16 protein-coding genes are annotated in these 18,303 nt (G+C 30.8%); 13 read left to right on the forward strand and 3 right to left on the reverse strand.

Annotated features, from left to right (window positions below; all coding sequences use genetic code 11):
* The first annotated feature begins 216 nt into the window (after positions 1 to 216).
* Genes DIZ80_06360 through DIZ80_06385 form a run of 6 tightly spaced genes read left to right on the forward strand, consistent with a single transcriptional unit; the run spans position 217 to position 6,513 of the window.
* A complete protein-coding gene (locus DIZ80_06360; protein ID RDH83756.1) occupies positions 217 to 852 on the forward strand; it encodes a sugar ABC transporter substrate-binding protein in 636 nt (211 codons plus the stop codon).
* Positions 853 to 868: 16 nt separating this feature from the next.
* Positions 869 to 2,419, forward strand: coding sequence for a hypothetical protein (locus DIZ80_06365; GenBank protein ID RDH83757.1), 1,551 nt, complete (start codon positions 869 to 871; stop codon positions 2,417 to 2,419).
* A complete protein-coding gene (locus tag DIZ80_06370) occupies positions 2,419 to 3,288 on the forward strand; it encodes a polysaccharide biosynthesis protein (GenBank protein ID RDH83758.1) in 870 nt (289 codons plus the stop codon). Before DIZ80_06365 ends, DIZ80_06370 begins: the two co-directional genes overlap by 1 nt.
* Before the next feature lie 23 nt (positions 3,289 to 3,311).
* On the forward strand, positions 3,312 to 4,589 hold the full coding sequence (locus DIZ80_06375; protein ID RDH83759.1) for a hypothetical protein: 1,278 nt from the start codon (positions 3,312 to 3,314) through the stop codon (positions 4,587 to 4,589).
* A gap of 10 nt (positions 4,590 to 4,599) precedes the next feature.
* Positions 4,600 to 5,622, forward strand: coding sequence for a hypothetical protein (locus tag DIZ80_06380; GenBank protein RDH83760.1), 1,023 nt, complete (start codon positions 4,600 to 4,602; stop codon positions 5,620 to 5,622).
* A 24-nt stretch (positions 5,623 to 5,646) separates the two neighbouring features.
* Positions 5,647 to 6,513, forward strand: coding sequence for a polysaccharide deacetylase family protein (locus DIZ80_06385; protein RDH83761.1), 867 nt, complete (start codon positions 5,647 to 5,649; stop codon positions 6,511 to 6,513).
* Here DIZ80_06385 and DIZ80_06390 read toward each other — a convergent pair.
* Complete coding sequence (locus DIZ80_06390; protein ID RDH83762.1) at positions 6,510 to 7,616, reverse strand: hypothetical protein; 1,107 nt, start codon at positions 7,614 to 7,616, stop codon at positions 6,510 to 6,512. The two genes, DIZ80_06385 and DIZ80_06390, sit on opposite strands and share 4 nt — an antisense overlap.
* 128 nt (positions 7,617 to 7,744) lie before the next feature.
* On the opposite strand from DIZ80_06390, the gene DIZ80_06395 reads away from it, so the two are divergent.
* On the forward strand, positions 7,745 to 9,019 hold the full coding sequence (locus tag DIZ80_06395; protein ID RDH83763.1) for a hypothetical protein: 1,275 nt from the start codon (positions 7,745 to 7,747) through the stop codon (positions 9,017 to 9,019).
* A gap of 1 nt (position 9,020) precedes the next feature.
* Here DIZ80_06395 and DIZ80_06400 read toward each other — a convergent pair whose 3' ends face one another.
* On the reverse strand, positions 9,021 to 9,752 hold the full coding sequence (locus DIZ80_06400; GenBank protein ID RDH83764.1) for a lipopolysaccharide biosynthesis protein: 732 nt from the start codon (positions 9,750 to 9,752) through the stop codon (positions 9,021 to 9,023).
* A gap of 183 nt (positions 9,753 to 9,935) precedes the next feature.
* Here DIZ80_06400 and DIZ80_06405 point away from each other — a divergent pair, with 183 nt between their 5' ends.
* The 3 genes from DIZ80_06405 to DIZ80_06415 are packed head-to-tail and all read left to right on the forward strand — an operon-like array spanning position 9,936 to position 12,607.
* Positions 9,936 to 10,568 (forward strand): HAD family hydrolase, encoded by a 633-nt coding sequence (locus DIZ80_06405; GenBank protein ID RDH83765.1) that lies wholly within the window; start codon positions 9,936 to 9,938, stop codon positions 10,566 to 10,568.
* Between the two features lie 3 nt (positions 10,569 to 10,571).
* Positions 10,572 to 11,297 (forward strand): nucleotidyltransferase, encoded by a 726-nt coding sequence (locus DIZ80_06410; GenBank protein ID RDH83766.1) that lies wholly within the window; start codon positions 10,572 to 10,574, stop codon positions 11,295 to 11,297.
* A gap of 50 nt (positions 11,298 to 11,347) precedes the next feature.
* Positions 11,348 to 12,607, forward strand: coding sequence for a hypothetical protein (locus DIZ80_06415; GenBank protein ID RDH83767.1), 1,260 nt, complete (start codon positions 11,348 to 11,350; stop codon positions 12,605 to 12,607).
* 45 nt (positions 12,608 to 12,652) lie between these two features.
* On the opposite strand, the gene DIZ80_06420 is transcribed toward DIZ80_06415, so the two are convergent.
* Positions 12,653 to 13,441: a hypothetical protein gene (locus tag DIZ80_06420; protein ID RDH83768.1), complete on the reverse strand. Its 789-nt coding sequence runs from the start codon at positions 13,439 to 13,441 to the stop codon at positions 12,653 to 12,655.
* Positions 13,442 to 13,576: 135 nt separating this feature from the next.
* Between DIZ80_06420 and DIZ80_06425 the strand changes: the two genes are divergently transcribed.
* From DIZ80_06425 to DIZ80_06435, 3 genes are all read left to right on the forward strand, one after another.
* The gene (locus DIZ80_06425; protein ID RDH83769.1) at positions 13,577 to 15,028 is read left to right on the forward strand and encodes a hypothetical protein; all 1,452 of its coding nucleotides are present in this window, start codon (positions 13,577 to 13,579) and stop codon (positions 15,026 to 15,028) included.
* Between the two features lie 213 nt (positions 15,029 to 15,241).
* Positions 15,242 to 17,107: an asparagine synthase (glutamine-hydrolyzing) gene (asnB, locus tag DIZ80_06430; GenBank protein RDH83770.1), complete on the forward strand. Its 1,866-nt coding sequence runs from the start codon at positions 15,242 to 15,244 to the stop codon at positions 17,105 to 17,107.
* A gap of 18 nt (positions 17,108 to 17,125) precedes the next feature.
* The gene (locus DIZ80_06435) at positions 17,126 to 18,298 is read left to right on the forward strand and encodes a hypothetical protein (protein ID RDH83771.1); all 1,173 of its coding nucleotides are present in this window, start codon (positions 17,126 to 17,128) and stop codon (positions 18,296 to 18,298) included.
* The last annotated feature ends 5 nt before the right edge of the window (positions 18,299 to 18,303 follow it).

Below are 18,303 nucleotides of genomic sequence, written 5' to 3' on the forward strand. Positions count from 1 at the left end.
GTTTTAGTTAAATAAACATATTAATACTAGATTAAATTATATTTACTAATATTCATAACTAATAAATAACTTTTATATAGATTTATGAGCAAGTAGTTTGTAAAATACCATGTTCTTATCACGCTGATAGTTTGATTAAGGACAGATTGAATATTATATTCGTATATTGTAATAGTCTAATGTTTATAAGTTAAGGCATTTTAATGGAGAAAAAAAATGTATAGAGCCATATTGGCAGCTGTATCAACTTTTGTGTTATTTTTATTATTAACTGGATGCGCCTCAAATGCATATGTATCTGTAAATTCAGAAACACTGAAAGAGTTAAACAGTGCAAAAACGGTACAAATTTATCATATCGGTGTTGATGATACGGTTAAAATTAATGTATGGCGAAATGCAGAGTTATCAGTAACTGTTCCTGTTAGACCTGATGGTAAGATTTCTATGCCACTTATTGGTGATATACGTGCAGCTGGAATGACACCTCAATCAGTCGCTACTAATATAGAAAAGAAATTACAAAATTTTGTTAGAGATCCAAATGTTACTATTATGGTTACTGGTTTGAAAAGCAACGAGTACTTAACTCGATTGCGTATAACTGGAGCTGTTAAAAATCCAAGTTCACTTAATTTTAGACAAGGTATGACGGTACTAGATGCCATCTTAGCCGCGGGAAGTGTAAATGATTTTGCAGCACCTAATAATACTAAACTCTATCGTAAAATTAAAAATAGACCGCGTATCATTAATATTTATCTAGGCGATATTCTGTATAAAGGCGAATTGGAGACTAATATTGAATTAAGACCAGGTGATATATTAACTGTACCTGAGCGTTTGTTTTAATCGTGGAGTTTAATATATGAATTTGCCAATTGAAGACGTTATTAAGTTAGTAATTGCAGAAGCATTTGCTCGTCGTTATATATTTTTTGTACTTTTTTTAATTATTAGTCTTACACTACTATCTGTTGGATCTGTTTGGCCTAAACGTTATTCAACATTTAGTATTATTCAGGCAAATGACAGCAATATTTTGCAGCCATTAATGAAAGGCACTGCCGTTGCAACCACTTCAACTGCTTATGTAAAAAATGCTGAAGAAATTATCTATGGTGAGGAATTTTTAAACAAAATATTACCTCAGACTGATTGGTTAGTTACAAAACGTTCAGACATAGAATTAGCAGAAATCAAGAAAGATCTTAGACATAGGTTAAGTGTTAGAGGTATTGGAAACAATACTATAAAAATTGAATATCATGATACTGATCCGATGCAAGCATTTGTTATTACTAAAGGTGTTTCTGAATTATTTGTAAAGATGGGTGAAGAATCAAAAATAACTGAAAGTCAATCTGCTTATGATTTTATAGAAAAACAAGTTAATGAATATTTAGAAAAGCTAACAACGGTTGAAGAAACACTTAGAGAATTTAGATCAAATAATCCAGGAGCACGCCCCGGTTTAGAGACTGAAGTTTCCGGTAGAATCAGCCGAATCACATCAGATATAGAGAGAACGCGCTTAGAAATACGTGAAACAGAAATTAGGCGTGATTCACTGCAAAAACAATTATCTGGTGAAGCAGCAATTACAATAAGTCAATCAAGAGAAGGTCAGTATCGAGCTAAAATAGCAGATCTACAAACACGTCTTGAAAATTTAAGATTAGATTATAAAGATACTTATCCTGATATTGTAAGAATTAAACATCAAATTGAGGATCTTAAACAGTCTATGAAGAATGAAATGCTCGTGCGAGAAGAAGCTAAAAAACTTGCAGGGTCCACTAATTCTCAATATGTTGATGAAGCTATATTACTTAATCCGTTGTATCAAAAATTACGTAGTGATGCTTCTACCACTCAGACTAAAATTGCTACATTACAAGCACGCATAACTGAATTAAGTAAAATGCTCAATAATGAATATAAACGAGCTAAAGAAATTCATGGAGGTGAAGCAACATTATCAAAGTTGACGCGTGATTATCAAGTGAATCAGGAAATCTATCAGGATCTTTTAAGAAGAATGGAAAAAGCCCGAGTTTCAAGAAACTTGGATAAAGAAAATCAAGGATTAACATTTAAAATTCAAGAACCAGCTAAAATACCTTTAATACCAACAGGTATTCGTTTTTTGCATTTTATGGTAGCTGGTTTAGCGCTTGGTATAACTGCGCCCTTCGCTTTAATCTTCATTATGTTGCAGGTAGATCCACGTTTAAGATTTTCTAGAGTCATACAAGCTGAAATGGAAATACCTGTTCTCGCAGAGATACCAATGATTACAACTAAAAAAGAAGATCGTAGCTTAAAAGTCAGTTTAGTTATCTTATTATTTGGTTTTTGCATTATATTATTTATATATGGTTATGTTGGTTGGATTAAATATACGGGGCAAATGTAATGAGTAAGATAGAAGAAGCATTAAATAAAGCTAAAAAGTCTCGTGAAAAAGGTTTAACGGCATATAAAGGTAATTTAAAAGCATCAGATATTAGTGAATTGGTGTCACCTGATACTATGGGTGGTGAAGTTTTGAGAAAGTCTGCTGCGCAAGATATAGCTTTAATGGATAGTGGTGATGAACTGAATGATGATAGCCTTTCAGAATTAAAAGTTATTTATTCTGGAATGCAAGATAATAAAATAGCCAACACGTATCGTGACTTACGTACAAAACTTATTCAGAAAAATAAAGGAAAAAACTTTATTATTATGGTTACTACATGTAATGCTGGTGAAGATACTGCATTAACATCACTTAATATTTCAGCTGCTTTTTCATTTGATGAAAGTAAAACTTCATTGTTAATCGATTGTAATTTAAATAATCCAAAACTTGACGATTTATTGAAAATGAATGCAGATGCAGGTTTAACTGATTACCTTGAAAATGAATCTATTGAGGTTAATAAAATAGTACATAAAACAGGTATAAAGCGCCTTAAAGTAATACCGGCAGGTACATCACGAGAAACAGCTACAGAATACTTTACGTCGTTACGAATGAGAAAATTAATGAGTGATCTATTACATAGATATGATGATAGATATATCTTTATAGATGCAGCACCTATTACTGAATCTGCTGATACTCGTATTCTTGTTGATTTATGTGATTATGTAATATTAGTTGTACCTTATGGAGTTACCACAAAAGGTAAAATTGAAGAGGCTAAAGAAGCAATTGATAAGGATAAAATGCTAGGTGTTGTATTTAATAATGTGCCCAAAATACCTAAATTTAGGATGCCTAAAGTTTTTAGTTTTTAGTCATAGTTCAGGGAAAAAATACTATGATTAATTTAAAATTTAAAATTTATTTTTTATTATTAATAAGTATATTTAATATATCAAATGCTGCTCAGGTTGATTATTTTGCAGGTGGCTCGGTTACTCAATATGATAATATTGAGTTAGAATTTATTCCTAGAGAGGAAACAGCCGTAAGTTTAAATACAGGTATTAAAGTTTTTGAAGATTCGGCTAACTTATCTTCTAATGTAAGATTTGCCTTTTCATCCATAGATTACTTAAATGATGTTACTGAAGATGAAAATATTGGTAAGTTATTTGCTAACTTTGTCTGGAGGGTATCCCCAGGACAATTTGAGTGGCACCTGGATGAGGTGTTTACACAAACGGTAATTGATGTATTAGAAAGCGATGCACCTTCAAATAGACAAAATATCAATTTTATCTCTACAGGCCCTGATTACACGATTAGAGCTAATGCAAGAAATAATATTATTTTTAAAGGCAGGGTTCAAAAGTATAACTTTGAAAAAGATAAGGATAACTCGCGAGCGAGATTAGACTCAGTTTGGTTACATAAAGTTAATTCATCATTATCTTTATCTGTTAATTCAAATGCAGAACTTGCAAGATTTGAAAATAATGATGTTAATACTGATTTTACTCGTTTTGATGGATTTTTAAGTCTTGATTATGATCGTGGTCTAAATAAGATAGAGCTTGAATATGGAACAAGTCATATAGGTAAAAGAGGCGAAGACGATTTCGATAGTAATCGTTATTTAGTTTCAATTATTAATAAAAGAACTAAAACATCACAAGTAGCATTTACTTATATAAGTAAACTATCAGATACAGGAAGGCAGGCAGCGAACTTAGGTTATATTGAAAATATTGGCGATACAGTGTTAGATTCAGTAGCTAATACTGTGTTTGTTGATGAAACAATTCAAATGCAGTATTTAAAAACATACTCATCAGGCAAAGTTACATTTGAACTAAGATCACGACAACGTGATTATGTTATTCAAGATGATTTAGATGATGAAGCTGTAAGCGCCGTAATTAAAGGTGTAGAGTTTCTGCATGGAGCCAATAGTGTTGGTTATGGGATAAATTATACTAATAAAATATTTCAAGATCCTGTTTTGGCTAGAGAAGATGATAATTTTACATATTCATTAAATTACTCTCATTATGTTAGAAGAAATATTAGATTTAGAATCGATATAAGATCTCTTGAGAGAGAAAGTACAGTTAGTAGTGAAGCATATGATGATTTGAGAATCACCGCTTCGCTTGTTTACACATCATTGTAAGGAACCAATTATGTATTTGGAGTTTTTTGGGCTAAAAGATTTTCCTTTTCGAATAACGCCTGATACAGATTACCTGTATATGAGTTCTGCTCACTCAAGAGCAAAAGCATATATGGAATATGCTATATTTAATCGCGAAGGATTCGTTGTAATAACCGGTGAAATCGGTTCAGGTAAAACAACACTTATAAAAAAACTTTTATCGGAACTAGATGAAAATGTACTGGTAGCAAAAATATTTCAAACACAATTAAATGAAATTGAATTACTTCAAGCTATTTTAGTTGAGTTTGGTATGAATCCGTTTAGTGCCAAAAAAGTTGAACTATTAACTATGTTGAATCAGTTTTTAGTTAATAGTTATCTTGAAAATAAACAAGTCTTATTAATAATAGATGATGCTCAAAACTTAAGTAAAAGAGTATTGGAAGAAATAACATTACTCTCAAGTGTAGAAACTCAAAAAGAAAAAATATTACATGTTATTTTAGTTGGTCAGCCAGAATTAAATGCTAAGTTAGAAGCAACTGATATGGAGCAGTTATTACAAAGGGTAAGTTTGCGATATCATGTGCGAGCTCTGACACTTGATGAAACCCATGAATATATTGTGCATCGTTTAAAAATTGCAGGAATTAGAGAGAAGATATTTGATGCAGATATAGTTTCAAGTATTTTTGAATACTCAGGTGGGATACCTCGACTTATAAACACTTTATGTGATACATGTTTAACATGTGCATTCGCTGATGATATTAAATATGTTAAGCAAGATGAATTCAAAAGTGCTATTGGTGAATTACAGTGGGTAAAATATAAGGATAAAAAAAGAAAAGCTGATAGTGTTTGTTTAGATGAAAATACAATTACTGAAAGCCTTTATGATGAGGAAGATTTGATTAATTATACAGCGGATGATAAAAAGATTGAAGATGTTGTAAATGGAGCTTATATACCAATTGCATCTAGAGCGCTAGTAGAAATATCAAGACAACTTAAACGCATAGCAGATCACTTAGATACTACTAAATAATATTTTTAAAGTGAGCGGTAATAAATGAATTCACAAATAACTAATGCTTTTACTGTTGATGTTGAAGATTATTTTCAAGTTGAAGCTCTTTCAGGAGTTGTAAATCGATCTGATTGGGGTAAGCATAAATGCCGAGTAGAAAAAAATACACATAAAATCCTTTCTTTATTAGATGAGTCTAATCAAAAAGGTACTTTTTTTACACTAGGTTGGATTGCTGAACGTTATCCTAATTTAGTTAAAGAAATAGCAGGTCTCGGGCATGAAGTAGCATCACATGGTATGAGTCATAAGTTGATATACACACAAACGGAAGCTGAATTTAGAGAAGAAACTTTTAAAGCTAAAGCTATTGTGGAAGATATTATTCAGTGTGAAGTTAAAGGATATAGAGCAGCTACTTATTCTATAACTAAAAAATCATTGTGGGCTTTAGACGTACTAGTAGAGGCAGGATTTAAGTACGATTCAAGTATTTTTCCAATGCGTCATGATAGGTATGGTATACCTAGCGCAGATCATCTACCTGGTATTATTACCACACCAAACGGTGGAGATATTATAGAATTTCCAATATCAACAGTGAAAAATTCACTGTTTACCATGCCAATTGCCGGGGGTGGATATTTCAGATTATTTAACTATTTCATAACTAAATGGGGGCTTGCTTCTATTAATCGTAATAACAATCCCTTTATGTTCTATATTCATCCATGGGAAGTTGATTTTGAACAACCTAGAGTTGATGGTTTGAGTCGGTTTTCAAAATTTAGACATTATAATAATTTAGAGGTATGTGAAAGAAGACTACAAAGTCTTTTATCTGATTTTAAATTTGATAGTATGAACGCCGTTCTTGATTCGATGACCTTATCCAGAACTAAGTACTAATCAAATGCATATTTCTCAATTGTTTTAACAGCAACTTCTGTAGCCGAGCCAATATTAAACAAGGTAGCATTTTTTAGTTCAGTTCTGGCTTTTGATATTTCTTCGGGTTCATTTTTAATAGAAAACAAAACAGATTCTAATTGCTCTGGTGAATCTAACTGATAAGTTGCAGCATATAAAGGGGCAATAAATTCTTCTGCATCGAAGGATTTTAAAATACCTTCTTTCATATATGTTATAATTGGTTTATCAAATATTAAATATTCATAAGTTACAGAGCTAGCATCACCTAAAAGTATATCAATATACGGCATTAATTCATAAACTGAATGATCAATAGAATAAGAAATTTGTACACCTTTTGATTTTATTTGATTGATTTTTGTATTCCAGTCAAATCCATTGCAATTTTTAGGTTGTAAAAGTAATGGGTGAGGTCGAATAATAACGTTATAATTATTTAGGGAAGCTAGTTCATCAAGAATTTGATTGTTCATTGAAATTAATTCTGGATATTTTGACCAACTGGGTGCATATAAAATTGTTGGCTTAGATGGAGCTAATTTTATAGTGTGGGGTAGTGCGGATTTGTTTGATAATAGTTTGTCAGTTATAGGTAGGCCAATTTTTTCAACCACGACGGTTGGGTCTACAAAGTTTTCTAGTACTTTTTGTGTGGTTGGGCCGACAGAAAATAATACGTTGTAATTATTTATTTCTTTATTTTTTATATATGACATTTTTGGGCCTGCGCCATGAAACATACATATTGATATGTCGTTTATAAACCATGTAGGGCAGCGCTCTATTTCAGTTGTTATTAATACGTCAAAAAGATTAAACCAATCATGCCAAAATTTTTTAAATGACATATAATTAACATTAGGTATTATGTCGTCTGGTTTGATTCCAGGCCATCTTATTATGCTGATTTTATAGCGAGGGTCTTTTAATATTTCTTTGACTATGGGCTCAAGATGATAAAAGTGAAATTTTTCACAAGCATCAAAAATAATGTGAACTCTTTTATCAAAAAAATATGGAAATAAATTGGACAGATGTTTTATGCATTTTTTAGTAATTATTCTTTTGGTATCTGTCATGTTAAATCTCCATAAATTTTATTTAGGATATAATGTACACTCTTATTATAAAGCATACTGCCTAAAATAGGTATAGTAATCGTATTACAGTTTTATTAATTTGAATTTTACATAGTAGGTATTAGGGTATGGATATAAGTGATTTAGAATGTGATTTAAACAGCTATAATTTAAATGTTAGATCAAAAGCATTGCTTGAATTAAATTCATATCTAGAGCAAGGTAAATTTGAGGTTGCATCAAAAAATGATTGGATAAATTTACACTGTCATTCGTTTTATTCTTATAATGGATATGGAATGTCTCCATCCTCAATTGTATGGAAAGCAAAAAAGTTAGGTTTAAGTATGATAGGGCTTGTTGATTTTGATACGCTTGATGGTGTAGATGAATTTCATGATGCAGGAAGGATGCTTAAGATTAAAACAATAGCTAGCATGGAGACTAGGGCTTATATTTCTAAATATACAGATATGGAAATTAATTCGCCGGGCGAGCCTGGAATTGCATATCATATGATTTCCGGATTAAATTCAGGGGTTAACACACATTCTGATCAATATTTATCAAGTTTATTTTTAAATAAATCACATGATAGAAATAATATTATTATCAATAAAATTAATTCGATTTTAACTAAAATCCCTTTGAATTATACAAAAGATGTGTTGTCATTAACTCCTAACAATAACCCTACTGAACGACATATTTGTAAAGCATATAGATTAAAATCCGAAAAAGTATTTAAAGATAAAAATGAAAGGCTTCAATTCTGGTGTGTATCGACATGCTCTGATCTCTCTACAGTTAAAGAAATATTTGATAATGATTTAAAATTAGAGGCATTTATTCGATTGAAACTAATGAAAAAAGGAGGTATTGCTTATCAACAGCCTTCGCCAGATAATTTTCCTAATTTATCGGATGTGAATCAGTATACTAAATTACTTAATGGTATTTCAGTTATGGCTTGGGTTGATGGTATGAGTCCGGCAGAAGCTCATATAGAAGATTTAATTCAATATCATTTGTCGCTAGGAGCAAAAGGAATCAATATTATTCCCGATAGAAATTATAATATACAAGATAAAGAATTAAAGAAAAGAAAAATAGATGAGCTTTATAAAGTTGTAGGTATTGCAGAAGAAAATAATATACCAATAATGGTAGGTACCGAGCTTAATGCACCAGGATTAAAGTTTGTTGATGATTTTAGTTCTCCAGAGCTTACGCCATTACTGCCAATATTTATAAAAGGTGCAGAGGTATATTATGGCCATACAATAGAGCAATCCAATTCAGGGCATGGTTATTGTAGTAAATGGTCAGAGAGGACATTTAATAATAGTAGTGAAAGAAACTTATATTATAGAAATGTTGCTAATAACTATATTTTTTCGTAACTCAAGTCTCAATATGTTTCAAGTATTTATTAAGATCATCAGGTGTGCCTATACCATGCATTTGTGTTTGCTTGATATTATAAATCCCTATTTTTAAATTATTTTCTATACAGTAATTATATACTGGGCATGTATAGAATTCATTGTTTACTCTGTCATTATTTATTATCATGTCAATTGCGTTATCTACAAAATATTTACCTTTGCTAAATAAATAGATTCCAACAGTAGCATATTTAGATATGGCTTTCTTTTCTCTTACTTCTACGACAAGTTTATTTTCATTAATTCGAGCAAATGACCACTTGGGATCTTTTAGTTCGTCTATAAATGTTAATATTGATCCATCCAATTTTCGATTAAAGCAATCATCAATAAAATTTTTAATATCTAATTCAATAATTTGATCAGAATTAGCAATTAGTAGTGGTTCTTTATTGTTTATATATTTGCGTGAAAATAAAACAGTTGAGGCTGTCCCTTCAGTTAAATTATCAATTGCAACGAAAATAACATTAAATTTTTTTTTAATAGAATTTATAAGAAGACTTTCATTTTCTATATCTTTTTTTCTAGCAATTAATATATATCTAGCATCATGAAATGTTAAGTTTTCCAGTACACGTGCAATCATAGGAGCGCCATTTACATCAATAAATGGTTTCGATTTAGTATATCCGGCATTAGAAAATCGACTGCCAGCACCAGCCATTGGAATTACAACATTAAGCATAAGCGTTCTTTAATTGATTATTCAAAGTCGACATTATAATCAATATTACTGTTTTTTGATGATATATGTCAATAATTTATTCAGTTATCAATAGTTTATTTTTTATCAATAAAGTGATATTATTTTATTGTTTTTCAAGAGTATTTTATTGACTTTTGTTGTTAATGTATTGGTATAGGCAGTATGATAAAAAGTAAGATTAAAGCAGTTATTTTTGATATGGATGGAGTGCTAATTGAGGAAAAAGGTTGGCATTATGATTCATTAAATAAAGCACTAAAGCTCTTTGGTCAAGAAATTAGTCAATATGATCATATTGTTACTTATGATGGGTTGCCTACAATTAAGAAGCTGGAGATGCTCAGTATTGAGCGGGGCTTACCTGAGTCGTTACATAATTTTATTAACAATATTAAGCAGCGATATACAATGGATATGATATATACACGCTGTAAACCGACTTTTAATCATCAATTTGCTTTGTCACAGTTAAAAAAAGATGGTTATAAGTTGGGAGTTGCTTCTAATTCAGCTAAAGGTACAGTAGATACCATGATGAGAAAGTCTGAATTAGGTCAATATTTAGATTTTGTTTTTTCTTATCAAGATGTAAGTAAGCCAAAACCTGATCCTGAAATATATTTAAAAGGTATACAATTTTTAGGCCTTTCGCCGAAACAGTGCGTGATAGTTGAAGATAATGAAAATGGTATCAAAGCAGCTAAAGCATCAGGTGCGCATGTATTGCAAGTGCTTAGTGTTGATGACGTCAACTATCAAAATATAACCAATAAAATTAAGCAAGTTGAGTCTTAAATTATGATTAATGTATTAATACCAATGGCTGGTTCAATTACTTACGACGGTAATCAATATGCTTATCCTAAACCTTTAACTGAGGTAAAAGGTCAGCCAATGATACAGGGCGTTCTAGAGGATTTAAACGCTATTAATAAAAGCATTAATTATATATTTGCAGTTAATGAAGCAGACTGTAAACAGTACCATATTGATAATGTATTACAATTGTTAACGAATAATAGTGTTGAGATTATTCGAGTTGTTGGTGATACAGCAGGATCAGCCTGTACAGCATTACTAGCTATAGATTCAATTAATAATGATACGCCTTTAATTATCTCCAATATGGATCAAAAATTTGATTGTGATTTATCAGAATATATTGATGCCTTTAAACAAAGAGATCTCGACGCAGCAACAATATGTTTTAATTCTGTTCATCCTCGATGGTCATATGCATTAACAAATGATGACGGTCAAGTTATTGAAACTTCTGAAAAGCGCCCGATTAGTCATAATGCAATTGCAGGTTTATTTTATTTTAAACATGGAAAGGATTTTGTTAAAGCAGCAATGCAATCTATATATAAAGATGCCAGTGTGAATGGTAGTTATTACATTGCACCTGTTTTGAATGAAATGATCTTAGATGGAAAAAAACTTGGAATAAGCTTAGTTGAAAACGATAAATATCATACGTTTTATTCGCCTCAATTACTTGAAGAATATAATAGAATATCTTAGTGGTTAAACGCTAGTATTCGATAAGCTGGTATTAAACAGCAGGTATAAGATTGACTTTAATTTACATATACTATATTAAATTATTTATTGCGCCTCAATGGTGGTTAGAGCCTTTTATTGGTATTCGTGTTGATTTGATTTTGTATCCGGTATGGTTGGCTATAATTTCTATGTCTAAGAATAAAAAATATTTTTATACAATTACGACTATAGATAAATATTTCATATTCTTTGTATGCTGGTTGCTCATATCTATTGCCCTCAATACTAAAAATGAATTGTCGATGCAACATGCAACGCAATATATTCTTTGGTTGTTGATGTATAAACTATTTCAAGCAACAGTTACCGATTTTGAATCTTTAAAAAAAGCTGTAACGGCTATGTGTGCTGTTGTTTTTTTATTAGTAATAGAAGGAATCCAGCATAAATTAAGTTTTGATGGACTGGGTTGGGCAGGTCAAGGTTTAGGTTGGGTGCAGAAAGAGGTTCTTGCTCAAGGTGGTACAGGGAGAACTCGATGGGTTAGTATTTTTGATGGCCCTGGCGTATTCTGTATTGCATATACAACTGCATTACCTTTTGTAATGCGTTATATGTTTATACCTACTTCTAAATATATAAAAATCTTATCTACTGCATTATCAATTGCATTTTTAATAGCAATTTATTTCACTGGCTCGAGAGGTGGTTTTTTAGCCACTGTTTCAATTCTAACATTATTTATCATGTATAAATCTAATATATCTATTAGTAAGTTATTAATAATATCAGCTGTGTTAGTTGTATTATTTTCGTTAGCGCCATCACATTTAACTAATGTTAAAGATTCAAGTAATTCAGCTCAGCATCGTGTTGATATGTGGGGTAAAGGTGCTGATATGTTTAGGTATCATCCAGTGCTCGGAGTTGGGCGAGGAAATTATAAAAGTTATAGTTATTTACTAATAGCACATAATTCAATGATTGAAATTATGGCTGAGACAGGTTTTCCAGGTGTGTTTTTTTGGGTCGCTCTCATATATCTTGCGTTTAAAGGTTTATATTTAGCCCATAAAAATGAAGATAAACGAGATAATAAAATGTTTATTACCTCTATTGCAATTAGTCTCGCTGGCTATTTAGTTAGTTCAATATTTGTTACAGCTGAATTTGAAACGATGTATATGCTTATCGCTTTTGCTGCTATTGCTTCTGCGAATGAGCATAAAACATTGGTTTTTTCCGCTATGGAAAAAATATACTTAGCAGGGTTTATTATTTTTTTATATCTCTTTATACGGTTATTTGTAGGCATGTATTTTGGTTGATTATCTTGTATACATAATTTAAGTAGAGATATGCATAATTAAAATTTAATCGAATATATTGGATATAGGCTTTATGCTATTGGGTATAAAAGGAATAGTCATTAATAATTTACAACAATAATAAGCATAGTTTTTATTAGAAAATCTATCAAATATACTACCTTTATTTTGCTTTTTATATGATGGATTTATATTGCTATTAGCGCTCTCTATGTGTAAAAAATTAATCATATTTTCCCACTCTTTAGCATCAAACATGCTTTCATATTTCATATAATAGTATGGAGAGTTTGATTTTTTTAACTTTTTAATTAGGCTTTTAAATCGATAGCTGCTTCGTAAAGAATATCCAATAAACTCTATCATTGAGAACGACACCTTCTTGCCTCTCTTTTTATTTAATTCTTCTTGCTCTTTACTTATGGTGTCACCAGAGTTCCAAATTCCTGTTTTTTGAGCAATTTTTAAAGATGAATATTGTGCAAGTTTGTTAGTTCTTTCAAGTAAAACTATTGGGGTTTTCTTTTCGATTACATATTTTAGGATTTCTTCATTATGATCAAAGAATAGCTTAAATCCGATTAATTTAGAGTTTCCACGTTGTAAGTAAGTTTGTTCTACAACCTTTGATAAGAATTCTATAGGGCTACTTTGACGTTGCTGAAGGGTAGGAATACTGTCACTTGTAACGCTGCTATGAATATTATCTGGATGAAATATTTCACCTTGACAGCTTACGTTATCAATCAATTCGAGTTTATGTGTTAACACAGTCGAACCTGTTCTTGGTTCGCTAATAACAACAAAAATATTATTATTTTTATCAAACGTCATTCAGAGATTCCTTGTGTGTTTATTGCTATAATAAGTTAAAATTATTTAATTGAACATTAAAGTTTTATAATAATCTTATCCATAAACCGATCTTTCATCAATTATTAAATACAGAATATTAAAAGGGTTCTTATTATGTATAAGTGGATGTTAATGCATATTTTACACGTCTTTCTATTTATTAGTAATGCCTATTCTGCCGAATATTTCGTTTCAAAAATAGGTGATGATGAATTTGTTGGATCTAAGCTATTACCTTGGCAAACAATTAATGAATCGATTAATAAATTATCACCTGGTGATATATTAAATATTGCGGATGGTATTTATACTGAAAATATAGAGCCTACTGTAAGTGGTGAAGTACAAAAGCCTATATTAATACGTGCAACCAATCCATTTAAAGTAATAGTTGATGGTAATGGTAAAAATAGGGCCCTCTATATCACAAAAGTCAGTTATTTAAGCTTCGAAGGTATGAAGTTTCAAAATTCAGGTGATAAAGCTGTTTTACAGGTAAGTAGCTCTGATGGTCAACCTGCGGAAGGAAATACAGAAACTCATCATATAATACTAAGAAAAATTTCTGTTAAAGGATCATGCTTAGATAAAAACTGCAGTGGTTTACTTATTGCTAGATCTAATGATGTTTTGTTAGAGGATTCGTGGGTCTATGGCGCAGGTCGTTATACCTTATCCGTTTATGGTGACAGGAAGGTAACAATACGTAGGGTTGTCGTAAGGTGGGATCAATGGGATGGTCATAAATATAAAAAGAATGATCCTAGGAATGCTATAGGTATTTACAACAGTCATAATAATCTAATTGAAAATGTAATTATTCTTGATGCAGGTAAAAAACCCAGTGGTGCAGGAGGTGATAAAGGTGCATTGCTTATTGCAGGTGGAGCAAATAGAGATACCTCAGCATTTATAAATTCAAGTAATAACCGATTCTATGGGTTAATAATACATAATAACACAGGTTTAGCTATTTCGTTATCTTCTAGAGTAAAGGCGCACGATGGTAATTATTTTGAGAATGGGGTTATTTATGGAAATTCAAAACGTGCTATAACAATCAATAAGTTAGTAAAAAATACAACATTTAATCATATGACTTTAGCTAATCATCCTGATGAAGCATATGCAAATTGGTCTAAAGAATCTGAAAATACGGTATTAACTAATAGCCTTATTATGAATAATGAAAAAAAGGCCTTTATAGGTGATTTAGACGAAAGCTATAATATTGTTTACAGAAACAGACCTAATTATTCAAAGAATGAATCATTAGGTAAAGAAACGATAGTGGCTGATCCTAAAATATCATCAATATTTAATAATAACTCGAAAATTTTAAAGAAAAGAGTTGGTTCTGATGATAAGCCTCGTGGGGCTAACCTAATGAAACAGTATCATAATGGTGTAGAGACTAAAACTAATTTATGGCCGTGGCTGTATGAAGATGAAATATATAAAGATTTTTGTGCCCCAATGAGCTTAATTCAGCTTGATAGAATAGGGAGTAATACATCGTCTTGGTGTGATTCCAAGCTATCATTGACAAATTATTTGCATAGATAATTGACTCTAAGATTAATTTGATCTGTATCTGACAGTATCAAGCAGATTAGTGAATAAATATGTAAAATTATAGTACAATCAATGGTTAGAATTTAAGGTAGAATTACTATTCTAGGTAAGATTTATATTTACATTGCAAATTTTTCATTATATGGAAATTGAATATTAGACTTACAATTAAAGTTTATAAGATTAAGGGTAGGGGATTAAAAAATGTGTGGCATTTGCGGGATATTTGGGTTTGATAAATCTATAGAAATAAATAATGCCGATATTTTATCAATGAATAATGAAATGATTCACCGAGGTCCAGAAGCAGAAGGTGAATATTGTCATAAACACGTTGGTTTAGGGCATAGACGTTTAAAAATCATTGATCTAGAAGGCGGCGTGCAGCCAATGTTTAGTCAAGATAAATCAATAGTGGTTTCTTTTAATGGTGAAATATACAACTATAAAGAAATAAAAGATAGACTTATACAGAAAGGGCATGTTTTCTCTACGCACTCAGACACTGAAGTAATAATTCATGCATATATAGAATATGGTATTAAATGTGTCGAACAATTTAGGGGGATGTTTGGCATAGCAATCTATGATCATAATATTGATGAGTTATTTTTAATACGTGACCGCCTGGGTATTAAGCCCATATACTACATTTTAGAAGACCAAAAATTAATATTCTCATCTGAAATTAAGCCCATATTAAAAGTTATCAAAGCTAAGCCTGAAGTACATATACCTTCTATTGATTTTTACATGTCTGTTGGTTATGTCCCTGGTGAACAAACATTGTTTGATAATATTAAAAAGCTTTTACCTGGCCATTATTTACATATTAAAAATAATAAATTTGAAATTAAGGAGTATTGGGATCTTGATTTAAATCAGGATCAGTTTAAAGGTAGTTTTGAAGAAGCTATTGAAGAATTTGATAAATTGGCTAAAGAGAGCATTGATCTAAGAATGATTAGTGATGTTCCATTAGGTGCTTTTTTAAGCGGTGGATTAGATTCCAGTGCAATTGTATCTTATATGTCAAATTTATCGGATACACCCATTAAAACATTTTCTGTCGGCTATAAAAATGACCCTGAGTCAAGTGAATTAATTTATGCAGAACAAGTCGCTAAATATTTTAAAACAGAACATACCGAATATATTTTAGAGCCATTAGATTTTTTTAATTCACTTGATTTGTTATTAAAATATACAGAAGAACCGATTGTCGAAAGTGCTGCCGTTGCTTTATATCAGTTATCTAAAAAAGCTAAAGAAGAAGTAACTGTTATATTGTCGGGTGAGGGTGGAGATGAAATATTAGCAGGCTATCCTTTACATCAAATCATGCCCAAAATTAATAAAATTCATAATTTTGTTAAATGGTTACCAATGTCAGGAATGTCTAGAACTAATTTTCTTAATACAGAAAAAAAGATAAAGTATTTTGATTGGGTTAATCAGCCACTAAATAAACGTTACCAAAGTATATCTAATGATGTGACTTTTGGCATAAAACAAAAAATGTATTCATCACCTGCATTCTTAGATTATAATAATAAAACGGCAGATCATTTCGAGGGACTATTTAATAAATTTGAAAACAGAAGTGATTTATCAAAAATGTTGTATACAGATATAAAATCTTGGTTACCAGATGACTTGTTAGTGAAAGCAGATAAAATGACTATGGCGGCATCATTAGAATTACGCGTACCATTGCTGGATCATAAGCTAATGGAGTTCACTTCTACTCTACCTGATAAATATAAAATAAATGGGAAGCAAGGTAAGCATTTGTTAAAGGTAGCTATGGAATCTAGATTGCCAGAAAATATAATATATCGCAAAAAGAAAGGCTTCCCGGTTCCAATTTCAAACTGGTTTAGAACGCATTTATATGATCAGGTATATGATATTTTAATGGATACAAAAACATTATCTCGAGGATACTTTACTAAAAATTATGTTGAGAATATTCTAATAAAGCATAAATCAGGTTTTGAAGATAATAGTAGAAGAATTTTTTCACTTGTTAATTTAGAGCTTTGGCATAGAAAGTTTATTGATTGTTAATAAAAATGGTTTAAATACATGAAGGTTCTATTAGTAACTAATCTATTTCCAACACCAGTTGATCTTGAGCGCGGGGTTTTTACACTTCAATTAGCTAAAGAATTAAATAAGATATGCGATTTAACAATTGTATGTCCATTGCCTTGGTTTCCTAAAATTAAAATGCTTCGATTTTTAGATAAGTGGTATCAGTTAGCTAATGTTCCAGAGAAGTATGAAATAGATGGCCTAACGGTATATTCTCCGAAATATTTCTTACTACCTAAAGTTTCTGAATCATTTCATGATGTACTAATGGGGATGCGCCTAGAGCCATTTATTAAAGCACTGCATAATAAACAAAAAATCGATGTTATTAACTCTCATTGGTTGTATCCAGATAGTGTTGCAGTTGATCGCGTAGCAAAGAAAATAAATGTTAAGCATATAGCTACAGGTCTTGGTTGTGATATTAATGATAGCTTAACTCAGCGCTCAAAAGCCGATAAAATATTAAAAATGCTTCAAAATATTGGTGGTGTTACAGTTGTCTCAAGTCGCTTAAAACAAGTGTTAGTATCAAATGGAATTAAAGAAGATAATATAAAAGTTATACTAAATGGAGTTGATGTAAATAAATTTAAACTACTAGATTCAGATATTAATAGAAAAAAATTAAATTTAGATAAAAGTAGTAAAATTATACTTTATGTTGGTAGGTTAAGTTTTGAAAAATCTATTGATTCATTAATCAATGCATTCCATAAAATTCATCATACAAATATAGAATTATTACTAGTAATCATTGGTGATGGACCTGAGCTTGGATTTTTACACGAAATAGTTGAAAGTTTAGGCTTAAATAAAGTAGTAAAATTTATTGGTAAAGTGTCTCATGATGAAATTAATTCATGGTTTTCATCAGCAGATATCTTTTGTTTGCCGAGTCTAAGAGAAGGGTGTCCAAACGTTGTTCTTGAATCACTATCATCTGGCTGTCCTGTAGTTGCTAGTGATGTTGGTGCATTGCCTGACTTAATAACAAAAGACTCCGGCTTATTGTTTGAGCCTAAGAATATAGATGATATAAGCAATAAGTTGACGTTAGCATTAAATCATAAATGGAATAGAAAATTAATTCATGACTCGATGAAAAGCTTTACATGGGAAGAAGTCGCATCACAATATTTTCAGGTTTACTATGATGAATGAAATTA

Source organism: endosymbiont of Galathealinum brachiosum (assembly GCA_003349885.1).
Classification (GTDB): Bacteria; Pseudomonadota; Gammaproteobacteria; order SZUA-229; family SZUA-229; genus SZUA-229.

Excerpts from the sequence above, each read along its gene's own strand:
- DIZ80_06400 (RDH83764.1), bottom strand. The coding sequence starts at position 9,752 with ATGCTTAATGTTGTAATTCCAATGGCTGGTGCTGGCAGTCGATTTTCT.
- DIZ80_06405 (RDH83765.1), top strand. The coding sequence starts at position 9,936 with ATGATAAAAAGTAAGATTAAAGCAGTTATTTTTGATATGGATGGAGTG.
- DIZ80_06385 (RDH83761.1), top strand. The coding sequence starts at position 5,647 with ATGAATTCACAAATAACTAATGCTTTTACTGTTGATGTTGAAGATTAT.
- DIZ80_06420 (RDH83768.1), bottom strand. The coding sequence starts at position 13,441 with ATGACGTTTGATAAAAATAATAATATTTTTGTTGTTATTAGCGAACCA.
- DIZ80_06370 (RDH83758.1), top strand. The coding sequence starts at position 2,419 with ATGAGTAAGATAGAAGAAGCATTAAATAAAGCTAAAAAGTCTCGTGAA.
- DIZ80_06390 (RDH83762.1), bottom strand. The coding sequence starts at position 7,616 with ATGACAGATACCAAAAGAATAATTACTAAAAAATGCATAAAACATCTG.
- DIZ80_06395 (RDH83763.1), top strand. The coding sequence starts at position 7,745 with ATGGATATAAGTGATTTAGAATGTGATTTAAACAGCTATAATTTAAAT.
- DIZ80_06360 (RDH83756.1), top strand. The coding sequence starts at position 217 with ATGTATAGAGCCATATTGGCAGCTGTATCAACTTTTGTGTTATTTTTA.
- DIZ80_06425 (RDH83769.1), top strand. The coding sequence starts at position 13,577 with ATGTATAAGTGGATGTTAATGCATATTTTACACGTCTTTCTATTTATT.
- DIZ80_06380 (RDH83760.1), top strand. The coding sequence starts at position 4,600 with ATGTATTTGGAGTTTTTTGGGCTAAAAGATTTTCCTTTTCGAATAACG.
- DIZ80_06375 (RDH83759.1), top strand. The coding sequence starts at position 3,312 with ATGATTAATTTAAAATTTAAAATTTATTTTTTATTATTAATAAGTATA.
- DIZ80_06435 (RDH83771.1), top strand. The coding sequence starts at position 17,126 with ATGAAGGTTCTATTAGTAACTAATCTATTTCCAACACCAGTTGATCTT.
- asnB (RDH83770.1), top strand. The coding sequence starts at position 15,242 with ATGTGTGGCATTTGCGGGATATTTGGGTTTGATAAATCTATAGAAATA.
- DIZ80_06410 (RDH83766.1), top strand. The coding sequence starts at position 10,572 with ATGATTAATGTATTAATACCAATGGCTGGTTCAATTACTTACGACGGT.
- DIZ80_06365 (RDH83757.1), top strand. The coding sequence starts at position 869 with ATGAATTTGCCAATTGAAGACGTTATTAAGTTAGTAATTGCAGAAGCA.